At 73.6% G+C, this 21,203-nt stretch carries 15 protein-coding genes; 5 read left to right on the top strand and 10 right to left on the bottom strand.

Annotated features, from left to right (window positions below; translation table 11 throughout):
• Positions 1–36 precede the first annotated feature (36 nt).
• The 4 genes from ACZ60J_RS06895 to ACZ60J_RS06880 all read right to left on the bottom strand — a co-directional run bounded on the left by ACZ60J_RS06895 (position 37) and on the right by ACZ60J_RS06880 (position 4,198).
• Positions 37–1,059 carry a transporter substrate-binding domain-containing protein gene (locus ACZ60J_RS06895; RefSeq protein WP_469679389.1) on the bottom strand — a complete coding sequence of 341 codons (1,023 nt, stop codon included), beginning with the start codon at positions 1,057–1,059 and terminating at the stop codon, positions 37–39.
• 174 nt (positions 1,060–1,233) lie between these two features.
• Positions 1,234–2,052: an amino acid ABC transporter ATP-binding protein gene (locus tag ACZ60J_RS06890; protein ID WP_469679388.1), complete on the bottom strand. Its 819-nt coding sequence runs from the start codon at positions 2,050–2,052 to the stop codon at positions 1,234–1,236.
• Positions 2,049–3,011, bottom strand: a complete 963-nt coding sequence (locus tag ACZ60J_RS06885; protein WP_469679387.1) for an amino acid ABC transporter permease — start codon at positions 3,009–3,011, stop codon at positions 2,049–2,051. Before ACZ60J_RS06885 ends, ACZ60J_RS06890 begins: the two co-directional genes overlap by 4 nt.
• Positions 3,012–3,205: 194 nt before the next feature.
• Positions 3,206–4,198 carry an amino acid ABC transporter permease gene (locus ACZ60J_RS06880; protein ID WP_469679386.1) on the bottom strand — a complete coding sequence of 331 codons (993 nt, stop codon included), beginning with the start codon at positions 4,196–4,198 and terminating at the stop codon, positions 3,206–3,208.
• A 693-nt stretch (positions 4,199–4,891) separates the two neighbouring features.
• Here ACZ60J_RS06880 and ACZ60J_RS06875 point away from each other — a divergent pair.
• The 3 genes from ACZ60J_RS06875 to ACZ60J_RS06865 are packed head-to-tail and all read left to right on the top strand — an operon-like array spanning position 4,892 to position 7,856.
• A complete protein-coding gene (locus ACZ60J_RS06875; protein ID WP_469679385.1) occupies positions 4,892–6,118 on the top strand; it encodes an LLM class flavin-dependent oxidoreductase in 1,227 nt (408 codons plus the stop codon).
• On the top strand, positions 6,115–7,080 hold the full coding sequence (locus ACZ60J_RS06870) for an ABC transporter substrate-binding protein (RefSeq protein ID WP_469679384.1): 966 nt from the start codon (positions 6,115–6,117) through the stop codon (positions 7,078–7,080). The genes ACZ60J_RS06875 and ACZ60J_RS06870 overlap by 4 nt, the downstream gene beginning before the upstream one ends.
• Before the next feature lie 23 nt (positions 7,081–7,103).
• Positions 7,104–7,856 (top strand): amino acid ABC transporter ATP-binding protein, encoded by a 753-nt coding sequence (locus ACZ60J_RS06865; protein ID WP_469680252.1) that lies wholly within the window; start codon positions 7,104–7,106, stop codon positions 7,854–7,856.
• 4 nt (positions 7,857–7,860) lie between these two features.
• Here ACZ60J_RS06865 and ACZ60J_RS06860 read toward each other — a convergent pair whose 3' ends face one another.
• The 5 genes from ACZ60J_RS06860 to ACZ60J_RS06840 form a co-directional block, all read right to left on the bottom strand.
• Complete coding sequence (locus ACZ60J_RS06860; RefSeq protein WP_469679383.1) at positions 7,861–8,751, bottom strand: aminoglycoside phosphotransferase family protein; 891 nt, start codon at positions 8,749–8,751, stop codon at positions 7,861–7,863.
• A gap of 182 nt (positions 8,752–8,933) precedes the next feature.
• Entirely contained in the window at positions 8,934–10,703 is a 1,770-nt protein-coding gene (locus tag ACZ60J_RS06855) for an IPT/TIG domain-containing protein (protein ID WP_469679382.1), read from the bottom strand.
• A gap of 374 nt (positions 10,704–11,077) precedes the next feature.
• Entirely contained in the window at positions 11,078–11,806 is a 729-nt protein-coding gene (locus ACZ60J_RS06850; protein ID WP_469679381.1) for an SOS response-associated peptidase, read from the bottom strand.
• A 74-nt stretch (positions 11,807–11,880) separates the two neighbouring features.
• Complete coding sequence (locus ACZ60J_RS06845) at positions 11,881–14,907, bottom strand: acyltransferase family protein (protein WP_469679380.1); 3,027 nt, start codon at positions 14,905–14,907, stop codon at positions 11,881–11,883.
• 17 nt (positions 14,908–14,924) lie between these two features.
• Positions 14,925–16,667: a glycosyltransferase family 2 protein gene (locus tag ACZ60J_RS06840; protein ID WP_469679379.1), complete on the bottom strand. Its 1,743-nt coding sequence runs from the start codon at positions 16,665–16,667 to the stop codon at positions 14,925–14,927.
• Positions 16,668–16,957: 290 nt separating this feature from the next.
• Between ACZ60J_RS06840 and ACZ60J_RS06835 the strand changes: the two genes are divergently transcribed.
• The gene (locus ACZ60J_RS06835; protein ID WP_469679378.1) at positions 16,958–17,518 is read left to right on the top strand and encodes a hypothetical protein; all 561 of its coding nucleotides are present in this window, start codon (positions 16,958–16,960) and stop codon (positions 17,516–17,518) included.
• 35 nt (positions 17,519–17,553) lie between these two features.
• On the opposite strand, the gene ACZ60J_RS06830 is transcribed toward ACZ60J_RS06835, so the two are convergent.
• Entirely contained in the window at positions 17,554–18,870 is a 1,317-nt protein-coding gene (locus ACZ60J_RS06830; protein WP_469679377.1) for an ROK family protein, read from the bottom strand.
• Between the two features lie 178 nt (positions 18,871–19,048).
• On the opposite strand from ACZ60J_RS06830, the gene ACZ60J_RS06825 reads away from it, so the two are divergent.
• Positions 19,049–21,058: a hypothetical protein gene (locus ACZ60J_RS06825; protein ID WP_469679376.1), complete on the top strand. Its 2,010-nt coding sequence runs from the start codon at positions 19,049–19,051 to the stop codon at positions 21,056–21,058.
• Positions 21,059–21,203: the final 145 nt, after the last annotated feature.

The following is a 21,203-nucleotide window of genomic DNA, read 5'->3' as shown; positions in this document are numbered from 1 at the left end:
GTGGGATGCCTTCCGTGGCCGGGGACGGCCGCGGGATCAGGAGTTGGTCGCGGGCAGCCCGGGCGGGTTCACCTGCGAGGTGGGAACGGCCTCGTTGGAGAGGTTCCACGCGGTGAGGAGCTGCGCGTACCCTCCGCTCCCGGCCAGGTGGCTGATGGCCCCGGCCACGGGCTCGGCCAGTCCGCTGCCCTTCTTCGCGGTCGCTGCGATCAGCCCCTGGAGGGTCTCACCGGCGCCGGAGAACGAACCGGCGTTGCGCGTAGGGGCGTTGCCGCTCGCGGTCTGGGTGATGTGGTAGGCGATCGAGGGGTTCGGGCCGAAGTTGAGGTCGATCTTCCGGCCGCTCAGCGCCAGGTAGACGCTGTTCGCGTCGGGGAAGTACTTGACCGTGATGTCCTTGCCCTCGGACTGGAGCTTCTTCTGCCACTCCAGGAGGATCTTCTCCTGGTTGGTCCCCTTGCTGACCGACACGGTCTTGCCCGCCAGGTTGCGGTAGTCGCCGCCGAACTCCCAGGTGTTCTCCTTCAGGGCTTCGAAGGCCAGGTTGTCCTGCCGGTAGGACGCGAAGTCGTACTTCTTCTTGCGTTCCTCGGTGACCGTGACGTTGGAGAAGGCCACGTCGACCTTGCCGCTGTCGATGCCGACGAAGAGGTTCTCCCACGTGGAGTTCTTCACCACGGGCTTCAGGCCCAGGGTCGCGGCGACGAGGCGGCCGAGGTCGGGCTCCGAGCCGGTGAGCGTCTTCTGGTCGGTGCCGACGAAGGCGAGGGGCGGGAAGCCCGCGGGCAGGGCGCCGACGCCGATGACCAGCTCACCTCGGTCGCGCACCTCCTTCGGGAGCTGTGCGCGCAGGGACTCGACGACCGGGACGGACAGCTCGGCCTGCTGGGCGGCCCCGTTGGAGAGGGCGCCGATGGTCACCTTGTCCGAGCTCGGTGCGGTGCCGGTGGCCTTCGCGTCACCGCCGCACGCGGTGAGTCCGGCGGCGAGGGCGACGGCGGCGGTCGTGGCGCCGAGGCCGCGGACGAGTCTGTGGCGCAGGAGGGACGGGCGGGGCATGGCGTTGCCTTTCGGGTGTGCGGCGATACGGGGAAGGCCGGGAAACGGAGGGTGAGGGAAGGGGAGCCGGAGGAAGGGGAGCCGGTGGAAGGGAGGAAGCGCCGGAGCAAGGGACGCCGGAGGAAGGCCGGCCGAGGCCGGGCCGTTTGCAGGGCTGCGGGCCTGACCGGGTCGTCAGAGCACCTTGCTGAGGAACTCCCGGGTGCGCGGGTGCGCGGGGTGGTCCAGTACCTGTGCGGGCGGGCCCTGTTCGACGATGCGGCCCTCGTGGAGGAAGACGACCTCGTCGGCGACCTCGCGGGCGAAGCCGATCTCGTGGGTCACGATCACGAGGGTGGTGCCCCCGGTGGCCAGGTCCTTGATCACGGAGAGCACCTCGCCGACCAGCTCGGGGTCGAGTGCCGAGGTGGGCTCGTCGAAGAGGATGACCCCCGGCCGCAGCGCGAGCGCCCGGGCGATGGCCACCCGCTGCTGCTGCCCGCCGGACAACTGCCGCGGGTAGGCCCCGCCGCGGTCGCCGAGCCCGACGCGGCTCAGCAGGTCCTGTGCCAGTGCCTGGGCCTGGGGGCGGGACAGCCTGCCGGTGGCCACCGGGGCGGCGGCGACGTTGTCCAGCACGGTGAGGTGCGGGAAGAGGTTGAAGTTCTGGAAGACGAAGCCGATCCGGCCGCGCTGGGCGAGGATCGCCCGTTCCCGCAGCTCCTTGAGCCGGCCCCCGTGCCGCTGGACGCCGATCAGCTCGCCGCCGATGCTGACGTGACCGGCCTCGGGCTTCTCCAAGTGGTTGAGCACCCGCAGCAGCGTCGACTTGCCGGATCCGGAGCGCCCCAGGATCACGGTGACCGTGCCGGGCGCGACGGTCAGGCTCACCCCGTCGAGGACCCGCCGCCCGCCGAACCACTTGTGCACGTCGTGCACCTCGATGGCGGCCGGCCGCGCGGCGACGGCAGGGGTGCCGGTGACGGCGGTGGCGGTACTCGTGCTCCCGGTCATCGGGCCGTCTCCTTCCGGTAGCGGATCCGCAGGTCGTGCAGGCCCGCCCGGGCCCGCTGGAGGGGAGTGGGCGCCGGGGTGCGCAGCGCACCACGGGCGTAGTACCGCTCGACGTAGTACTGCACGACGGAGACCAGACTGGTGAGGATCACGTACCAGACGGTCGCCACCAGCAGCAGCGGGACCACGTCGCCGGGATAGGTGCTGGCCAGGCTCTGCACCGAGCCGAACAGGTCGAGCAGCGATACGTAGAAGACCAGCGAGGTGGCCTTGAGCAGACCGATCAGCTGGTTGACGTAGGACGGCACGATGGAGCGCAGCGCCTGCGGGAAGACGATCCGGGCGAACTGGTAGCGCCCCGGCAGTCCCAGGGCCGCGGCCGCCTCGTGCTGGCCCTGGTCGACGGAGAGCACGCCGGCCCGGACGATCTCGGCGGCGTACGCGGCCTCGCTCAGGCTCAGTCCGACCACCGCGACCGCCATGTCGGTGGCGAGCCGCGACTCGTCGAAGGTCAGGAAGGCGGGGCCGAACGGGATGCCGATGCTGAGGGTGGGGTACAGGGCGCTGAGGTTGTAGAGGAAGAGCAGGACGACGATCAGCGGCACGGAACGCAGGAGCCAGATGTAGGTCCAGCTCACCGACCGCAGCACCGGGCTGCCCGAGAGCCGGCCGAGGGCCAGCAGGATGCCGCCGGCCAGGCCGAGGACCGCGCTGTACGCGGCCACCTGGAGGGTGATGAGCAGCCCGTCCAGGATCACCGGGCGGGCGAACCAGTACGCGAACCGGTCCCACTGGTAGAAGGGATTGGTGATCAGCCCGTGGGCGGCCTGCGAGACCAGCACCAGGACGACGGTGCCGGCGACCCACCGCCCGGGCCGGCGCAGCGGGAGGACCCGCTCGGCCGGCCCGGGCGGCCCGGAAGGGCCGGCGGGCGCGGAGAGGAGCAGTGATTCGGTCAAGGACACTCCACGGCTTCGAATAGGCGCAGAATCGAAAAGCAGCCGTCAAGCAGTACAGGAGAGGCCGCCGATATCTCTTTATCTGCGGCGTAAGCTAGGCAGCCCGGAGAAGGGGTGTCAACGGCCTGGATATCGGAATGCGTGAAATCGTGTTCCGATTTCATCCGCCGTACACACAACGCCTGTTCGTGAAATCAAACTCGGCGGTCGCCGGGCGCGGTCACCGAGTTCAGGCGGCCCCGCAGGCCGGCGAGCCGGACGCGCAGCAGCCGCAGCGGGGTGGGCGGAAGGCTCCGCGAGCTGCCGCGGGCGTAGTACCGCTCGACGTAGTACTGGCCCGCACTCAGCACGGTGGTGACGGCGACGTACCAGAGGGTGGCCACCATCAGCAGCGGGATGACCTGGTAGGTCTGGTTGTAGACCAACTGCACCGAGTACAGCAGGTCGTGCACGGCCAGCACGCTGACGATGCTGGTGCCCTTGAGCGTGCCGATGAGCATGTTCCCGGCGGTCGGCACGATCGAGCGCATCGCCTGCGGAACCACGATCCGGTACAGCGTGCGGCGTCTGCTCAGCCCGAGCGCCTGCGCGGCCTCGGTCTGGCCGGGGTCCACGGAGAGGATGCCGCCGCGGACCACCTCGGCGGCGTACGCGGTCTCGTGCAGGGTCAGGCCGATGACGGCGGTGAGGGTCGGGCCGAGCAGGTTCACCGTCGAGACGGTGAAGAGCTGGGGTCCGTAGGGGATGCCCAGGCCGAGCGTCGGGTACAGGGCGCCGATGTTGAACCAGAACAGCAGCTGGACCAGCAGCGGTGTGGACCGGAAGATCCACACGTAGCCCCAGCTCAGGCTGCGCAGCACCGGATTGGCCGACAGTCGCATCACGGCGAGGACGGTGCCGAAAAGGAACCCCAGCACCATCACCACGCCGGTCAGCCAGAGGGTCAGCAGCAGCCCGTCGAGCACGGCCGAGGTGGTGAAGTACCGCCCCACCAGGCCCCATTGGAACGCGTCGTTGCGGACGACGGAGGCCAGCACCATCGCGAAGACGAGCAGGGCGGCGGCAGCGGACACCTGCCGGCCGACGTGCCGCCGCGGCACGATCGGCGGCGGCTCCTTGCCGGAGGGTGCAGCGTGGGGCGCATCGAGTGTGCGGGGCGGGCGGGAGAGATCGGAAGCGGTGCTCATGGAGGTGCTCCGGGTGTGGGAGGGATCGCGGGCGGCAACGACTGCCCGGCGGCGGCGGGGCGGGCACGCCCGGGCCGCCGGACAGGGGTGCGGTCGTCACGCTCGCCGTGTCCCTCAACACGGCCGGACCGGTTCCGTGCACGGCGGATCCGGTCCGCCGCCGATCGTATGCGGCGACGGCACGGCCGTGTCAACGGTGCCCGGACCGGCGGGGGTCGGGACCGTCCGGCACCGTCCGGCATTCGGGCCGTTGCTTGACGAGGGGCAGTTCGTACTGTTCAAGTAGTCGCATGAACGCCCATCAGCGCCTGGTCTCGCGCGACTACATCGACTTCGGTCGGGTGTGGTCCGCGGCTTGTTGCGCCTGACGCGGCAGCGGGCTGCCTGAACGGCCCTTCCCTCCCTCGGTGACCCCGTCGTGGGCCGAGATCTCCCTTCGCGCCACCGCCGTGCCGTCCGTGACCGCCGCAAGGCCTTCACGCCGCCGCGCACCGGACGCGCGCTGCCGCCGCACCGCACCTCATCCCGACGCCCCGCGTCGTCACGCTCGCACGCCGCCACGCCCGCACTTACGCGTTCTCCGCTGCCCCGTGCATCTTCCTTCGCGGCTGACGAATCCTCATGTACCGCTGCGCCGAAGCTGGTTGGCGCCGCGGTGAGGCGATCCGCCGCACCTTCCGAAAGGCCACACCCATGCCCGTGGAGTTCCTCGGCATAGCCGCCACCAACGACGGCTCCGAAACCACCGCCCGGTCCGGCGCCTCCTTCGACAAGGAGTACACGCTCCGCCTCGCCAGGGCGCACGAGGAGCACGGCTGGGACCGGGTGCTGTTCGCCTACGGCTCCGGCACTCCGGACCCCGCGCCGGCCGCCGCGTACATCGCGGCCAAGCTGGACCGGCTGCAGATCCTGCTGGCCCACCGGCCCAACGTCTCGTACCCCACCTTCGCCGCCAAGACCTTCGCCACCCTCGACCAGATCAGCGGCGGCCGACTGGCCGTGCACTTCATCACCGGCGGCAACGACCACGAGCAGGGCCGGGAGGGCGACGTCCTCGGCAAGGACGAGCGCTACGCCCGCACCCGCGAGTACATCCGCATCGTCAAGAAGATCTGGACCACCCACGAGGCCTTCGACCACGAGGGAGAGCACTACCGCTTCCACGACTTCGTCAGCGACGTCTTCCCCGTCCAGCAGCCGCGCCCGAACGTCTCGTTCGGCGGTTCCTCGCCCGCCGCCTACGCGGCCGGCGGCGCGGAGGCGGACGTCTACTGCCTGTGGGGCGAGCCCCTGGAGCAGACGGCGCAGCAGATCGAGGCGGTACGGGAAGCCGCGCGGGCCGCCGGCCGTACCCGACCGCCCCGGATCCAGGTCGCGTTCCGCCCGATCATCGCCCCGACCGAGGAGCTGGCCTGGGAGAAGGCCCACCGCACGGTGGGCGCCATCCGCGAGCGCAGGCGGGCCGGGACCGTGCAGCGCCACCGCGGCGGAGTGACGGAGGCCGCGGCGCCGCAGAACACCGGATCGCAGCGCCTGATCGCCATCGCCGAGGCGGGGGAGCGCTACGACCGGGCCCTGTGGACCCCGACCGCCGCCGCCACCGGCGGCGCCGGCAACTCCAACGCCCTGGTCGGCACCCCGGAGACGGTGGCCCGGGCACTGCTGGACTACCACGACCTCGGCGTGGACATCCTGTCGGCCCGCGGCTACGACCTGCTCGGCGACGCCATCGACTTCGGCCGGTACGTGATCCCGCTCGTCCGCGAGGAGGTCGCGAAGCGGGACGCCGCCCGGGAAAGCGCCCGGGAAGCAGCCGCCCGGGAAGCAGCCGTTCGGGAGGCTGCCGCCCCGGACACCGCAAGCGGGACCGGCCCCGAGAGCGGCTCGCCCCGCCAGACCCTGACGGCGGTGCGCGGATGAGCCACCACCCGAGCGGACCGCGCGGACGCCTGCGCACCGCCTTCGTGCTCCTGTCCCTCCTGCCCCTCGCGACCGCCCTGACGGCCTGCGGATCCGGGGAGGGATCCCCGCCGTTGGCCGGCGCCCTCGCCTCACCCGCGCCGGCCGACGATCCGGTCGCCGGCGTACGGGCCGTGGAGTCGATCGCGGCCCTGCTTCCCGCGGAGGTCCGCAAGACGGGCAGCCTGCGGCTCGGCGGCTCCGTGGGATCCCCGCCGTCGGCGTACTACCCCGACGGACAGGACAAGCCGCCCGCCGGCCAGGACATCGACATCGCCGCGGCGGTCGCCAAGGTCCTCGGCCTGAAGCTGGAACGCCAGGACGCCTCCTTCGAGACGATCCTCCCCGCCCTCGGCAGCGGCAAGTACGACGTCGGCACCGGCAACTTCGGCGTCACCACCGAACGCCTGAAGTCCGTCGACTTCGTCACCTACATCAACGACGGCCAGGGCTTCGCCGTCAAGACGGGCAACACCACCCTGACCGGGCAGGTCTCCGACCTCACCCGGCTCTGCGGACTGACCATCGGCACCGGCGCCGGCACCACCTTCGAGAAGACCCTCACCGCGAAGAAGGAGGTCTGCGCCGCCGCAGGCAAGAAGCCGTACGAGGTCAAGGTCTTCTCCGATCCCGGGGCCGTCACCACGGCCCTCCAGCAGGGCCGGATCGACGTCCTCATGTCGACGATCAACGGCCTGCGCCACCAGGCCGCACAACCGGCCGCGCAGACCACCTTCCTCGGCGAGTACCACCGCCTCGACGTCGGCTTCGCCTTCAAGAAGGGATCCCCGCTGACCCCCGCCTTCCAGGCCGCCGTCAACGAGCTGATCAAGAACGGCACGTACGCGCGGATCCTGGAGAAGTGGGGCACCACACCCTCCGCGATCGACACCTCGCAGATCAACCCGGCCGAGCACGCGTGAGCGGGCCCGCACCCGGACCCGTCATGGTCGAGGTCCGCGGAGTCCACAAGAGCTTCGGACCCCTGGAGGTGCTGCGCGGGGTCGATCTGACGGTCCGTGCCGGGGAGGTCACCGTGATCCTGGGACCCTCAGGCTCGGGGAAGTCCACCCTCCTGCGCACCATCAACCACCTGGAGAAGGTCGACCGCGGCTGGATCGGCGTCGACGGCGAGCTCATCGGCTACCGGGAACGCCGCGGCAAGCTGTACGAGCTGGGGGACAAGGAGGTGCTGAGGCAGCGCACGCACATCGGGTTCGTCTTCCAGGACTTCAACCTGTTCACGCACCTCACCGTGCTGGAGAACCTCGTCGAGGCCCCGGTCTCCGTGCTGCGCCGGCCGCGGGAGGCGGCCGTGGCGACGGCCCGCAGGCTGCTGGAGCGCGTCGGTCTGAGCGACAGGGCCGACGCCTACCCGCGGCAGCTGTCCGGGGGACAGCAGCAGCGGGTGGCCATCGCCAGGGCGCTCGCGCTCGAACCGAAGGTGCTGCTCTTCGACGAGCCCACCTCGGCGCTCGACCCGGAACTGGTCGGCGAGGTCCTGGACGTCATCAGGGACCTGGCCCGCACCGGCACCACCATGCTCGTCGTCACCCACGAGCTCGGCTTCGCCCGGGAGGCCGCTGACACCGTCGTGTTCATGGACGACGGGGTCATCGTGGAGCAGGGACCGCCCGGAGTCGTCCTGGACGAGCCGCGGCACCCCCGCACCCGTGCCTTCCTCGCCAAGGTGTGGTGAGGGATCAGCCGATGAGCGCCTCGGTGATCTGCCGGGTGGTCTGCGCCGCGACGCGGGGATCGGTCGCGGCGTGGAAGGTGTAGGCGTTCAGGCCGGTCGCCAGGGCCCAGCCGCGGCCGCGCAGCCAGGTGGCGTCGTCCACACCGAGGGCGTCCCGGAAGACGGCCCGGCTGGGCGCCGACATCAGGGTGAAGGCAATGGTCAGATCGCGTGCCGGGTCGCCGACGCCCAGCCCGCCGAAGTCTATGACCGCGCTGAGGCGGCCGTCGACGGTCAGCAGATTCCCGGTGTGGAAGTCCCCGTGGAACCAGACGGGAGGCCGGTCCCAGCCGGGGGCGTGCAGGGCCGCTTCCCACAGGGCGGTCATGGCCACCGCGTCGAACACGCCGGAGACCTCCGCGATGGCGGCCCGCGTCGTACGGTCCCGGTCGGCCAGCGGAGAGCCGGCCAGCGGAGAGTCGGCCAGGCCGGCGGCGGATCCGGCGCTGAGGCCGGTGGAGGTTGAGGTGAACCGTTGCAGGGCGGACAGGAACCCGGCCAGCGTCACGGCGGCCGTGGGGGAGTCGGCCAGCGCGGCAGCTGTCGCGACTTCCCCGTCCAGCCAGCGGGACACCGACCACGGCCACGGACAGCCGAAGCCGGGTCTGCCCACGGCGACCGGTACGGGGACGGCCAGCGGCAGGTGCGGGGCGAGCCGGGGCAGCCACTCGGCTTCCTTGGCGGCCTGCCCGGCCACCCCGGGCCCGCGGGGGAGCCGGACGGACAGTTCCCGGCCCAGCCGGTAGATCACGTGGTCGGATCCGGCCGGGTCGAGGAGACGCAGGGGAAGCCCCGCCCACTGCGGGAACTGTGCGTCGACCAGCTGCCTGACCAACGCCGCGTCGTGGCTCGCCAAGAACGGCTCCCGTGTCCGACCCGCTCCGGACGGCGGGTGTTCGGAGCCATCCCACCGTGCCGGGCCCGGCCTGTCGACCGGGTTTCCGGCCCCGGACGCACCGCCGGCCCGCCTCGTGGTGAGGCGGGCCGGCGGCCGTCATCCGTGCAGGGCGTCCCGTTGGCGGTGACGCCGGTGCGGGGTCAGGGGCAGGTGGCCAGGAGGACGGAGACCACCGTGCAGCTGGCGGTCGCGCTGTCGTTGAGCGGGCCCGGGTCGGTCGGCGCGGACGCCGTACGGGTGGCGGAGACCGTGACGCGCCCCAGCGAGAGCAGGCCGAGCGGTACCCGGAAGGTCTTGGTGGCGGTGGCGCCGTTGGTGATGGTCCCGTAGGCGCAGGTCACCGTGGACCCGGCGGCCGTGCAGCCCGGGGACAGGGTGTTCGCGGACGCGCCCGGCGGCAGGGTTGCGGTGAGCGTGGCCGAAGTGACCGTACCGGGACCGGTGTTGCGGGCGGTCAGGGTGTAGGTGAGGTAGGGGACCAGCAGGCTGAGGCCCGGCTGTGCGGTCAGGTCCACGTCGATGTCGGCGGGCGGGAGCTGGTACGTGTACCGGCCCGCGGCGGTCACCGCGCTGGTGCCGCCGGGCGTGGTGACCTGGACGTCCACGGGCCCCTCGGCGTGGGCGGGCGCGGTCGCGGTGCAGGCCGTGGCGGTGCAGGAGAGTCCGGTGCCCGGGTTGCCGGCGCCGAAGACGATCGCGGTGGCGCCGTCCAGGCCGGTGCCGCCGACGGTGACGACCGTACCGCCGGCCGTCGTGCCGGCGGCGGGGCTGAGCGAGGTCACCACGGGAACCGGGACGTAGGTGTAGCGGCCCGTGGGGGACGGGGCGCTGGTGCCGCCGGCAGTGGTCGCCTGGACGTCCACGGTGCCGGTGCCCGCCGGAGCGGTCGCGGTGCAGGAGGTCGCCGTGCACGTGACACCGGTGGCGGGGTTGCCCGCGCCGAAGGTGAGGACGGCGCCCGACAGGTTGGTGCCGGTCACGGTGACGGCCGTACCGCCGCCCGCGGGTCCGGCGGCCGGGCCGACGGAGCTGACCGTGGGCGGCGGGGTAAAGGCGAACACGATCCGCCCGTCACCGGCGTTGGCCCCCTCGGTCAGGGTCACGGAGGAGCCCGCAACCGTCCCGGAGACCAGGCTGGACCCTCCGCCGCCCCCTCCTCCGCCACCACCGGTGCTGCCGTATCTACCACCGGCTCCGCCCCGGCCTCCGCCGCCGTACCCGGCTCCGCCGCGGCCTCCGGCGCCCGTCGGGCTGAACACGCCCTGGCCGGCGGCCCCGCCGGATCCGTTCGGGAAGGCGCCCGGGGAGCCGTTGGGGCCCTCGTTGTCCGCGCCGGCACCCCCGGTTCCGGCGGCCCCGCCGGCCGTGCCGGTGCCCGGGCCGCCGCCCGTACCGCCCTGGGCATCCGGGACCAGGCCGTTGCCGTCGGCGCCCGCGCTGCCGCTGTCACCGCCGGCCGCGCCCCGGTAGGCGGGGGAGCCGATGCCCGCCCCGCCCGCCCCGCCGCCCGAACCGGCGGTCAGCAGCGGCGCGTTGGCGGCGGTGGTCACCGCGACCAGAGCGCCGCCGGAGCCCGGCACGCCGAACTGTGCGCTCGCCGTGCCGTTCGCGCCGCGCCGGCCGACGGTCACGTTGAAGGTCTGCCCGGGCGTGGCCGGGACGGTCGCGACGAGGTGCGCGCCCTTGCCCCCGGCGGTGCCGTCGGCCGCGCTCCCGCCGCCGGCGCCGTCGAGGGTCACCACACCGACGGAGACGCCGTCGGGCACCGTGATGCTTCCGGAACCCCCCGCCGAGCAGGTGATCGTGGTCGTGGCACCCACCAGGACCGGGTCGGCGCACACCCCCTCCGCCGACGCCGGGGGCGCCAGAACCGTCAGGCCCCCCGCGGCCAGCGCGGAGGACGCGGCCACCGCCAGCAGCCGTCGCCGCCACCGGGCGCGCGGACCATGTAACACAGCAGTCGAAGACATCGAGTCTCCCCCTCTCGCCTCCGTCCGGCGGCGGCCGGAGTCGCATACTCCCGGGAAGCCGCGGCCGGACGCTCCCGTACGACGGACCGGAGCGCAGCTTCCTCCGGCGGTGCCGCCCGTTCGCCTGTATTCCGGGGCCGGTCGGAAGGACGCGGCCCGGTGATACCGGCGGAAGCATCGCAGCGGCCGGGGCGCGGCGGGCGCCAAATGCCGGATCGTCCCGCCAAACCGTTGGAAACCCCGAAATCAGCCACCGCACTCGTACGAATTTCCGAGAGAATGCGAGGTTGTCGTGGCGCCCTGTCGGGGTGTCGTCAGCCGGCCGGTTCGAGGAGCTGGGGGCCGTTGTTGCGGACGCTGTTGACGGCGGTCGAGACCGCGGTCACCGCGAGCCGGCCGCCGGCGGGGGTGTGGAGCAGGGCACGGAGATCCGTCGTGTCCTCGTGCGAGGGGTCGAGCCAGGCCTCGTAGTCGCCGGGGTCGAGGGCGAGCGGCATCCGGGGATGGATGCGGCCGGCCGCGTCCGTGGCCTCGGTGGTGATGATCGTGGCCGTGGTGAGCCAGGCGTCCGGGTCGTCCCGGTCGGCGACGGCCGGGTCGCGCCAGAACTCGTACAGCCCGGCCATGGCCATGACCGAGCCGGTCTCGGGCCGGATGAAGTAGGGCTGCTTGTAGGCCTTGGCCGTACCGGTGGCGGGTACGGCCACCCACTCGTAGAAGCCGTCCGCGGGCAGCAGGCAGCGGCGTTTGGCCAGCGCCCGCCGGAACGCGGGCTTCTCGTGGACGGTCTCCACCCGCGCGTTGATCATCCGTGATCCGACGCCGGGGTCCTTGGCCCAGGACGGCACCAGCCCCCACCGCACCGGCCGCAGCCGGCGCCCGAGCTCGCCGGTGTCCCGGTCGGCGCGCTCCAGCACCGCCCACACCTCGTCGGTGGGCGCGACGTTCCACGAGGGCCCCGGCGCCGGACCGGACCCGAGCTGGGCATCGAAGAGCTTGGCGAGGTCCTCGGGGGCACGGGAGGAGGCGTATCGACCACACATGCCTCCACTGTCCCACCCTCCCGGGCCGGAAGGGCCCGAGCGCGCCACACGGGTGCGGCGCGCCCGGGCCGCGGTCAGTGCCGGGTGGAGACGGTCACCCGGTCGACCCGCATGGCGTGGCCCGGTTCGGTGTCCGGGCCCGGGGTCGCGCCGTCGGCCAGCGGGAGGCCGCCGCCGATGGCCACGTTGAGGATCAGGAACAGGCCGTGGTCCACCGCCCGCTTCCAGGTGTCCGGATCCATCGTGGAGGCGGCGACCCGGTGGTGCACACGGCCGTCCCGGTACCAGCGCACTTCCTCGGCGCCGGGGGAGCGGTCGACCTCGACGGCGTACGTGTGGAACCCCGTACGGCAGTCCCCGCACGGCTGCGGGCCCGAGCCCAGGCCCGCCGGCTCCCGGCAGGGGCCGCCTTCGGGGGTCCCGCAGTGCATGGTGGCGAAGACGCTGTCCCGCCCGTTGACCGATTCCATGATGTCGAGCTCCCCGATGCCGGGCCAGCCCGTGTACCCGTCGCGCAGCGGCGCTCCGAGCGTCCAGAACGCCGGCCAGTAGCCGGCCGCCTTGGCGCCGGTCACGTCCGGCAGGGCGATCGCGGCCTCGATCCGCAGGATCCCGCCGGCCGGGGCAGCGAAGTCGGAGCGCCGGGTCTCGATGCGGCCCGAGCGCCATGCCCCGTCCACGCGGGTGGGGACGATCTCCAGTGCGCCCTTGCCGTCGAGCCGGACGTTGTCCGTGGAGTTGGTCATCGTCTCGATCTCACCCGTGCCCCACTGGGCGGCGGGGCACCCCGGATAGCAGGTGCCGGTGTCGTGCAGCCAGTTCGCCGACGACGGAGGGCTGCCCGCGGGACCGTCGAACTCCTCCCTGAACACCTCGGTCCAGCCCGCGGGCCCCGCCGTCCCGGACGCGGCGCCCGCGCCGCCCACGGCGGGCAGCGCTCCCGCATCCGTGAGCAGCCGTTCCAGGCGGGGGGTCAGGACGACGACCGCCACGTTGGTCAGGTGGGCGTCGTCCCGGTACAGCAGGATGCGGTCCAGCACGGCCGGGCAGGTCGCCCCTTCGTCAGGGCCGTCCGGGCCGTCCGGGCACAGGACCGGGTTCACGGTCACGGCGCGTACGCCGGGCAGGGCGCCCGCGGCGATCCGCAGGGCCAGCGGATCGGGCTGCCGGGCGTTCGCACGGCTGAACGCGCAGGCCGCGGGGTCGTCGGGACTGCCGGAGACGCACGCGGGAACGTCCGTACCCGGTACGGGGGTGTCCTCGATGTAGACGATCGGCGCACCGATCGCCCGCAGGGGTGCGAGGGTCTTCTCCCAGGCCTCGGCGAGGAGTCCGGAATCGGCCGTGTAGCGGTTGAGCGAGGAGATCACGATGAGCCGCGGCTTCGGCTGCTGCCGCAGCCGCTCCAGGGCATCGGCGCGCCAGGTGTCGCACTCCCGGTAGGCGCGGCCGAGCTGCGGACTGTCCACCGCGAGCTGCGGCAGGGGGCAGCCCTGCTTCACCAGCTCCTGCAGTGCCCAGCCGCGTTCTGAGGCCATGGCCAGCATCGCGGAGAACCACTGGCCCGCGTGCGAATCGCCGAGGAGCACGATCCGGTCCGGGCTGTCCACCGCGCCGAACAGGCAGTCCGGGCTGCGGGTCACGGCCGGGGCCACCTCGCATTCCCCGTCGGGCGGGAAGTCCCCCCGCGCCTGTACGGGGCCGGGCACGACCGGTCCCGCCGCCGGCGGGGCGGAGCCCGTACGGGCGAGCAGGTGCGGGCCGGAGACGGCGCCGGGGGGCAGCCCGGCGAGCTGGACCGGCGTCGCCGGACCCAGCAGGTTCAGCGTCGTGGTGCCCACCACCAGCGCGAGGACCACCGGCAGGACCACGGCCGTGATGCCGACCGACAGCCCGCGGCGCGGGAATTCGGAGACGGTGCGGCTGCGGCGCAGCGGCTGCTCCACCCAGCGCATCGTGGCGTAGGCGGGCAGTGCGGCAGCCAGGGTGAGCGCGGCCTTCACCGGCCAGTCCTGGGGGCCGAAGCGGGCTTCGGCGAGGACGAGCACCGGCCAGTGCCACAGGTACAGGGTGTAGGAGAGCCGGCCCACGGCGCGGGGCGCCCGCCCCGCGAGCAGCCGGCCGATCCCGTAGCCGCCCGGCGTGCTGCGTTCGCCCCGGCCGGGGATCGCGGCGAGGATGACGGCCGCCGCCCCCAGGGTCGGTACCAGGGCCGCGTGGCCGGGGTAGGGCGTGTCCGCGTCGTACGCGACGGCGCTCCAGACGATCGCGGTGATCCCGGCCCAGCCGCACAGCAGCCGCAGCGGGCGCGGGCCGCGCATGAGGTGCCAGGGCAACAGCGCCACCAGCGCGCCGACGCCGAACTGCCAGACCCGGGAGGGCGTGGCGAGGTAGGCGAGGGAGGCGGAGTGGTCCGTCCAGTACAGGGACAGGGCGAACGAGGCCGCCGCCAGCGGTACGGCGGCCAGGGCGACGGCGGCCCGCACGGCACGGCCACGGCGTACGGCCCGGGCCGTGCCGAGCACGAACAGGGCGAGCAGGGGAGCCCAGAGCAGGTAGAACTGCTCCTCGACGGCGAGGGACCAGAAGTGCAGGAGCGGGCTCTGTTCGTGCCCGGCGGCCAGGTAGTCGGTCTGCTGGGCGGTGAAGCGCCAGTTGGCCGCGGAGAGCGCCGCCGCGACCACGTCCTGTTCCAGGTCGGCGCGGCGCAGCGGTACGGTCAGCCAGGCGCCGGCCAGGGCCACCGCGCCGAGGACGACCGCGGCGGACGGCAGGAGTCGGCGGGCCCGCCGGGAGAAGAAGTCCAGGAGCCGGATCCGGCCGGTGGTGACGGCCTCGCGGACGAGCAGCCCGGTGATGAGGTAGCCGGAGACGACGAAGAAGACGTCCACGCCGACGAAACCGCCCGCGAGCCCCGGAACCCCGGCGTGGAAGGCGAGGACCGCGAGGACGGCGACGGCGCGCAGCCCCTCGATGTCGGGCCGGAAGGCGGACCGGTGCGGGCTGGGCCCGGACTCGCCGCCGGAGCGCGCCGGGGAGGAGGTATCGGGAGGTGGTGCGGGGGAGGTCAGGGAGGAGGGGACGGGGACGGGGGAGTGCATGGTGGTCGTCGAGCCTTTCAACTCAGCCAGGGAAGCATGGGGTTGACCCACCCGGATGCCAGCAGGCCGGTGAGCAGGAGCACCGCCGAGGCGGCGAGGGTCTCGGGCCAGCGGCGCGGCAGTACGCCGGTGGACGTGCGGCCGGCGAAGGTCCGTACGAGACTGCGCGGGCGGCCGCCGCCCGCGGCCGGTGCGGACCCGGCCGAGGAGTTCTCGGAGGTCGTCGCGGCCGCCGCTGCGGGCCGCAGCTCGGAGACCAGGTCGCGGACCAGCGGGCCGTTGATCTGGCACTGCACGAGGAAGTAGAGGAGCAGACCCCAGTTGGGCTCCCAGCCGTTGCGGGCCACGGCCAGCGCGAGACCCGCCGCGGCCGCGCCGTTGGAGAGGACCAGCCAGACCAGGGAGACGCCCACCACCCGGCGGGCCATGCCGCCGGAACGGGCGGGCCCCCGGGTGCCGGTGGGCACCCAGTCGGCGCTGCGGCCGCGCAGCGTGTGCAGGAAGGCGGTGGCGGCGGCGACGCTCGTCAGGACGTTCGCCCGGATCACCTCCACCCGCCAGCGGGTCCTGCTGATCCGCGGGAGGAGCACGTGCCAGAGCCACAGCGGGGCGAGCAGCGGCAGGACGTGCCAGGGCCGGATGTCGTCCGGGTACCAGAACATCATCACCAGCGGCGGCAGCGGCGCCGCGAAGGTGTTCACGGCGGCGGCCAGGTAGCCGACCACGCCCTCGTAGAAGCACAGGCGCATCCGCCAGGGCGCGCCCATCGTCCGCAGGACGGGCGAGGTGAGCAGGTGGAGGTTGCCCATCGCCCACCGGTACTGCTGGTTGACGTAGGCGGTGACCTCGTCGGGCGAGGTGCCCTTGGCGACCAGCACCGGCACGTACAGGGTGCGGAACCCCTCCGCGTGCAGGGCCAGGCCCGTGTACAGGTCCTCGCTGTGGTCGAGGCGGGCGAAGCCGCCGGCCAGGTCGATGGCGGCGCGCCGGTAGACGGCGTTGCTGCCGCAGCAGATGGCGGCGTCGCTCGCGTCCCGGGAGGGCTGGATCCAGCGGAAGAACCACTCCTGGGCGGAGCCCGCGGCCCGCTGGATCCAGCCCATGGTCCCGTCGGTGTCGAAGCACTGCGGGCTCTGCACGATCCCGACGGCCGGGTCGGCCAGATAGGGCACGAGATGGCGCAGGAAGTCCGGCCGGGGCGCGAAGTCGGCGTCGAGGATGGCGACGAACTCGGCGCTGCTCAGCGTCAGGGCGTGATTGAGGTTGCCGGCCTTCTTCAGGTGGCCCCGGTCCGGCCGTACGACGTACTCGTACCCGTACGAGGCCGCCAGCGCGGCGACTTCGGGACGGTCGGCGTCGTCCAGGACCCATGTGGTCAGTGAGCCGGGCCAGTCGACGGCCGATACCGCGCGGTAGGCGTTGTCCAGGACCGGGAGCGGTTCGCCGCAGGTCGGCAAGTACAGGTCCACGGTGGGCAGCCGGGCGGGCTGCCAGGCGCGGACGAGCACCTCGTGCGAGGGCCGGGTCAGCCTGCGCTGGCGCAGGCTGTTCACCGAAGAGAGCGCGAGCGCAACGAGGTTGAGCCCGAGGACGGCGAGGAAGGCCCACAGGGCCGGAGTGCGCAGCGCGAAGGTGAACATGGTCGCCGCGGTGAAGACGAAGGCGAGGCTCGTACTGATGAGGACCCAGCGCCGTTGCGGGCCGAAGTACCAGTAGAGCTCCTCGTCGGAAGGAGGTTGCGGAAGATGATGAAAGGTCATAAAGCCCCCCACGGCTGTTTATGCGCCCGTTTCTGATGGCCACCATAGCGCCAGAGGTATAGACCATTTGTTTCCGCACGGCCAACACATGCAATCGGCCAAGGGATTGGCGCATCTCAAGTGGTCCAGACCTTTACTCCGGTCATTCGACCGGCCGTGCCGGATCCCGCCGGGAAGGTGCAGGTCACGGGGGAGTGAACAGAGACCGAAGACTTGCGCGGCCGTGCGGACTCGCGGCGTCCTCGTGCTCCGGCCTCGCCGGGAGGTTCTCAACCGGCTACGCTCCGGGCATGTTCGAGGAACCGGGCAGGGAGGGTTCCGATGATCTGCGCGCGTGGCACGCACCGCCGCAGATGATCGGTGGACACGTCGCGGGACCGGAGCTGATCGGCCGGACGGACGGGCTCGTGGTGTTCGTGCGGCAGGTCCTGGCCTACCCGGCCGGGATCGAGATCGAGGTGGAGGCCCACGCGCGCGGCGCGTCCTCGCCCCCGGGCGGGCGCGAGTCCGGCCCCGACGCCTTCCCGGGGTTCACCCAGCCCGCGCAGCCGTCCTTCCGCCTCCGGCTCGGCGACGGCAGGGTCGTGGTGCAGGACGACGACGCGGGACTGCGGGACGGGCGCGGGCCGGTGATGGTCGTCAGCGGGTACCAGGCGGCGAGCGGTGGCCCCGAGGACGGCGAGGATGTACGCCTGACCCTGTGGACGTGGCCGCTTCCGCCGCCGGGCCCGCTCGCGCTGTCGTGCGCGTGGCCGGAACGCGGACTGCGGGACGCCACCTGGAGCCTCGACGGGGCCGCCGTGCGCGCCGCGGCCCTCCGGGCCCGGCCGTACTGGACCGCAGGGGCCTGAGGCGCGGCCCGTGACGGGCGCGGGCCCCGGGGGCCTCAGGCGCCCGTCGCCGCCGCCACCGTCCGGGCCGGGTCCTCGTACACCGGGTCGAGGGCGAGGAGGGCGCCGCCGCGGGCCGGAGCGGTGAAGCCGAGGGTGGACAGCAGCAGGCGGCAGCCGCCCGTGTCCGGGGCCATCACCCGTTCGGCCATCAGCCGCTCCACCCGCGGGGCCAGCCGGTCGCCGAAGTAGGTGAAGTAGCCGCCGAGCACCACCGCGCGCGGGTTCAGGACGTCCGCCAGCAGCGCCAGCCCGAGGCCGAGGCCGTCGGCGATCCGGTCCAGGGCCTCCAGCGTGCGGGCGTCCCCGGCGGCCGCCCGCCCCTGGAGATCCGTCAGCCGGGCCTCCAGGTCGAGGGAAGGGTCGTGCACGGGGTCCTCCGGGGCGGCGGCGTGCCGCAGCAGGGCGGTGAGTCCGACCATGGTCTCCCAGCAGCCCCGGCGCCCGCAGGCGCAGAGCGCGCCGCCCGGATCGAGCGGCATGTGGCCGATCTCCCCGGCGAACCCGGCGGCGCCGCGGTGCAGCCGGCCGCCGCTGATGATGCCGCCGCCCACGCCCGTCTCGCCGGTGACGTAGATCAGGTCGTGGATGCCGGCCGCGGAGGCCTCCACGTACTCGGCCACCGCGCCGAGCTTCGCGTCGTTCTCCAGCTGCAGTGGGGGCGCCCCGCGCCCCAGGCGGGCACGGATCCCGCCGACCGCTTCGACGCCGTGCCAGCCGATGTTCGCGGCGTAGACGACGGTGCCCGCGGTGATGTCGACGACTCCCGGGGCGGCGACGGTGACCCCGGCCGTGGCGATGCCGGCGGCGTCGAGGGTGGCGAGGGCCTCGCGGACCAGCCCGGCGGCGCAGTCCAGAACGGCCTCGGACCCGGCGCCGCGGACGTCCAGGGCGACCCGCCGTTCGAAGACGGTGTCCCCGCCCAGGGTCAGGGCGACGACGGCCAGGTAGTCGACGTTGACCTCCAGGCCGATCCCGCACAGCGCGCGGCCGTCGATCCGGACGCTCTGGCCGGGACGGCCGACCGAGCCGTCCCGCTCGGCGTCCCCCTCGCGGAGCAGGCCGAGTTCGATGAGCTCGGTGACCAGGCCGGTGACCGTGGGCCGCGGAAGCCCCGCGTCGTCGGCGATCCGCGCACGCGAGCGCGGTCCGGCGTCGCGCAGGAGGCGCAGTACGAGACCGAGGTTGGCCCGGCGGATGGACGCCCTCCCGGCGGGCCGGGCCGGGCCGTTGATCACGACGGGGCCGATGCCGGCGTCACCCCGGCCGCCCTCGTCGCCGCTGCGCTGCGTCCTGCGCGGATCAGTCCTCACCGGTGCTCCTCACTGCCGTCCCCGAGAGTCTGCCACCCGCAGGCCCCGGTCCCGCCTCCGTGTCCGGGAGCGGATGCGGCCCGTGGGGTTGACGGGACCCTCATTAATTCAGATCCTAACCAAACTAATTGCTCGACGGTGCGTCCGGCCGCGAGCTGACGGCGAGGAGGCCGACGGCGTGAGTGCCCGGTACCACCTGCGGTTCCAGATCCATCCCTTCGAAGGCACGGCCGCCGTCGCGGCCACGGCGGCCGAACTCGCCAAGACCTGCACCGACGCGGGCGTGGCGGAAGTGGTGCTGCTCCTGGGGGCCGAGGAGCATTTCACCGGCCACCTCTCCGGACCCGACGAGGACCTCTGGTACGAAGCGGCGGCCCTCGCGCAGGAGGTGCTCCTCGGCGCCGGCCTCGACGTGAGCCTCAACCCCTGGGTGACCACCGGCCACGCCGACCGGGGCCGCACCGCCGCCCACGGCTTCGCACCGATGGTGTCCCCGACCGGGAAGGTCTCCGCGGCCCAGGCCTCCTTCGCCTGCCCGCGCTGGCGCGCCTGGCTGACCGGGCACTACGGACGCTTCGCCGAACTGGGCTTCCGCGTGCTGTGGCTGGAGGACGACTTCCGCTTCCACAACCACGCCCCGCTGGACTGGGGCGGCGGCTTCGAACCCCTGATGCTGGACCGGCTGGCCGCCCTGGCCGGACGCCCGGTCCCCCGCCCGGAACTCGTCGCCGCCCTCACCGCCCCCGGCCCCCCGCACCCGCTGCGCGCCCTGTGGCAGCAGGTCTGGCGGACCGCGCAGCAGGAGGTGGCCGCCCAGGTGGCCGCCGAGGTGCACCGGCGCTCGGCCGGCCGCTCCCGTACCGGGCTGATGAGCTCGGGCCTGGACGCCGCGTCCGTGGAGGGCCGGGACTGGGGAGCGCTCTTCGGGGCCCTCGCCCCCGGCGGCCGCGCCGTGCACCGCCCGCACTTCGCCCCGTACGCGGACGCTCCCGGGCGCGAGCTCGCCCGGCAGCTGTGGATGCCGGAACTGCAGCGTTCCCTGCGGCCGGAGTACGTGGACAGCGAGCCGGAGATCGAGAACTGGCCGCACACCGCCTGGTCGAAATCCGATGTCCAGACCTGGTCGGAGATGGTCGCCGCCCAGCTCTCCGGAGCGGACGCCCTCCTGCTCAACCTCCACCCCATGCACGGCGCCCGCCCCGGCAGCAACCCCGCGATCGCCCGGCTGCTCCGCCGCGCCCGTCCCGCGCTGGACCTCGTCCACCGGCAGCACCCGCGCGGGCAGCGCACCCTCGGCGTCGGCCTGCCCTTCGCCCAGGACGCCGCCGCCCACGTGCGGGCCCACGGCGGTGACCTCACCGAGCTGGCCGTCGACCCGGGCCCGGCGGCCGAGTTCCTGCTCCGCTACGGAGTACCCGTGACGGCCGAACCCGCCCCGGTGCAAGCCCTGTTCGGCCCCTCGGCCTGGGCCTTCGACGACCGGGCGGTACGGGCCCTGCTGGCCGGAGGCCTGCTCCTCGACGGGACCGCCGCGGAGATCCTTTGCCGGCGCGGCTTCGGACCCCTCATCGGGCTGACCGACGCCGAACCGGTGGACCGGGAGGCCCCGGCCACCACGGGCGGGCCGGGCCCGTACGCCACCGAGCACCTGTGCGCCGCGGCGGGCGAGGACCTCGCGGGCCTCCTCCTCAGCGTCAACACCCAACCCGCCCTGGCCCGGCTCCGGGAGGCACCCGGGGCCCGGCGCTGGAGCGAGGTCCGCACCCCGGACGGCCGCCCCTGGGGGGCGGGCCGCACCGTCTTCACCAACGCCCTCGGCGGACGCGTCGCCGTACTCGCCGCGACCGAGCCCCGCGCCCTGCCGGCCGACGACCAGGCGCAGCGGCTGCTGCACCGCACGATCCGCTTCCTGGAGGGCGACGCGGCCGGCCTGCCCCTGGTCAGCGGCGGCCCGTACCTGATCCCGCACCTCTCGCACGCCGACGGCCTCACCACCCTGACCGTGGCCAACGGCTGCCAGGACCCCGCCCGGCCCGCGGTGGACCTGCCCGCGCTCCCGGACGCGGTCGAGGCGAGCCTCCTGACGCCCCTCACGGAGCCCCGCCCCGCGGACACCGCCCGGCGGGGCCACACCCTGATCCTGGACCCCGAACTCCCGCACCGCGCCTGGGCCGTCCTGCGCTGGTGACCCACCCGGCCGGGACCGTGCCGGCCCCGAGACGAGTCCACCGCTGGGCCCGCGCAGGGCCTCGTACCGCCCTGCAAGGCCCCGTACCGCCCACCAGGCAAGCCCCCCTGCCGCCCCGCAACGCAAGGACCCCGTACCGGACCCA

The sequence above is a fragment of the Streptomyces sp. NPDC104226 genome, from assembly GCF_055584085.1.
The sequence above is the reverse complement of the archived record's forward strand: the minus strand, read 5'-3'. Positions and strand labels throughout refer to the sequence as shown.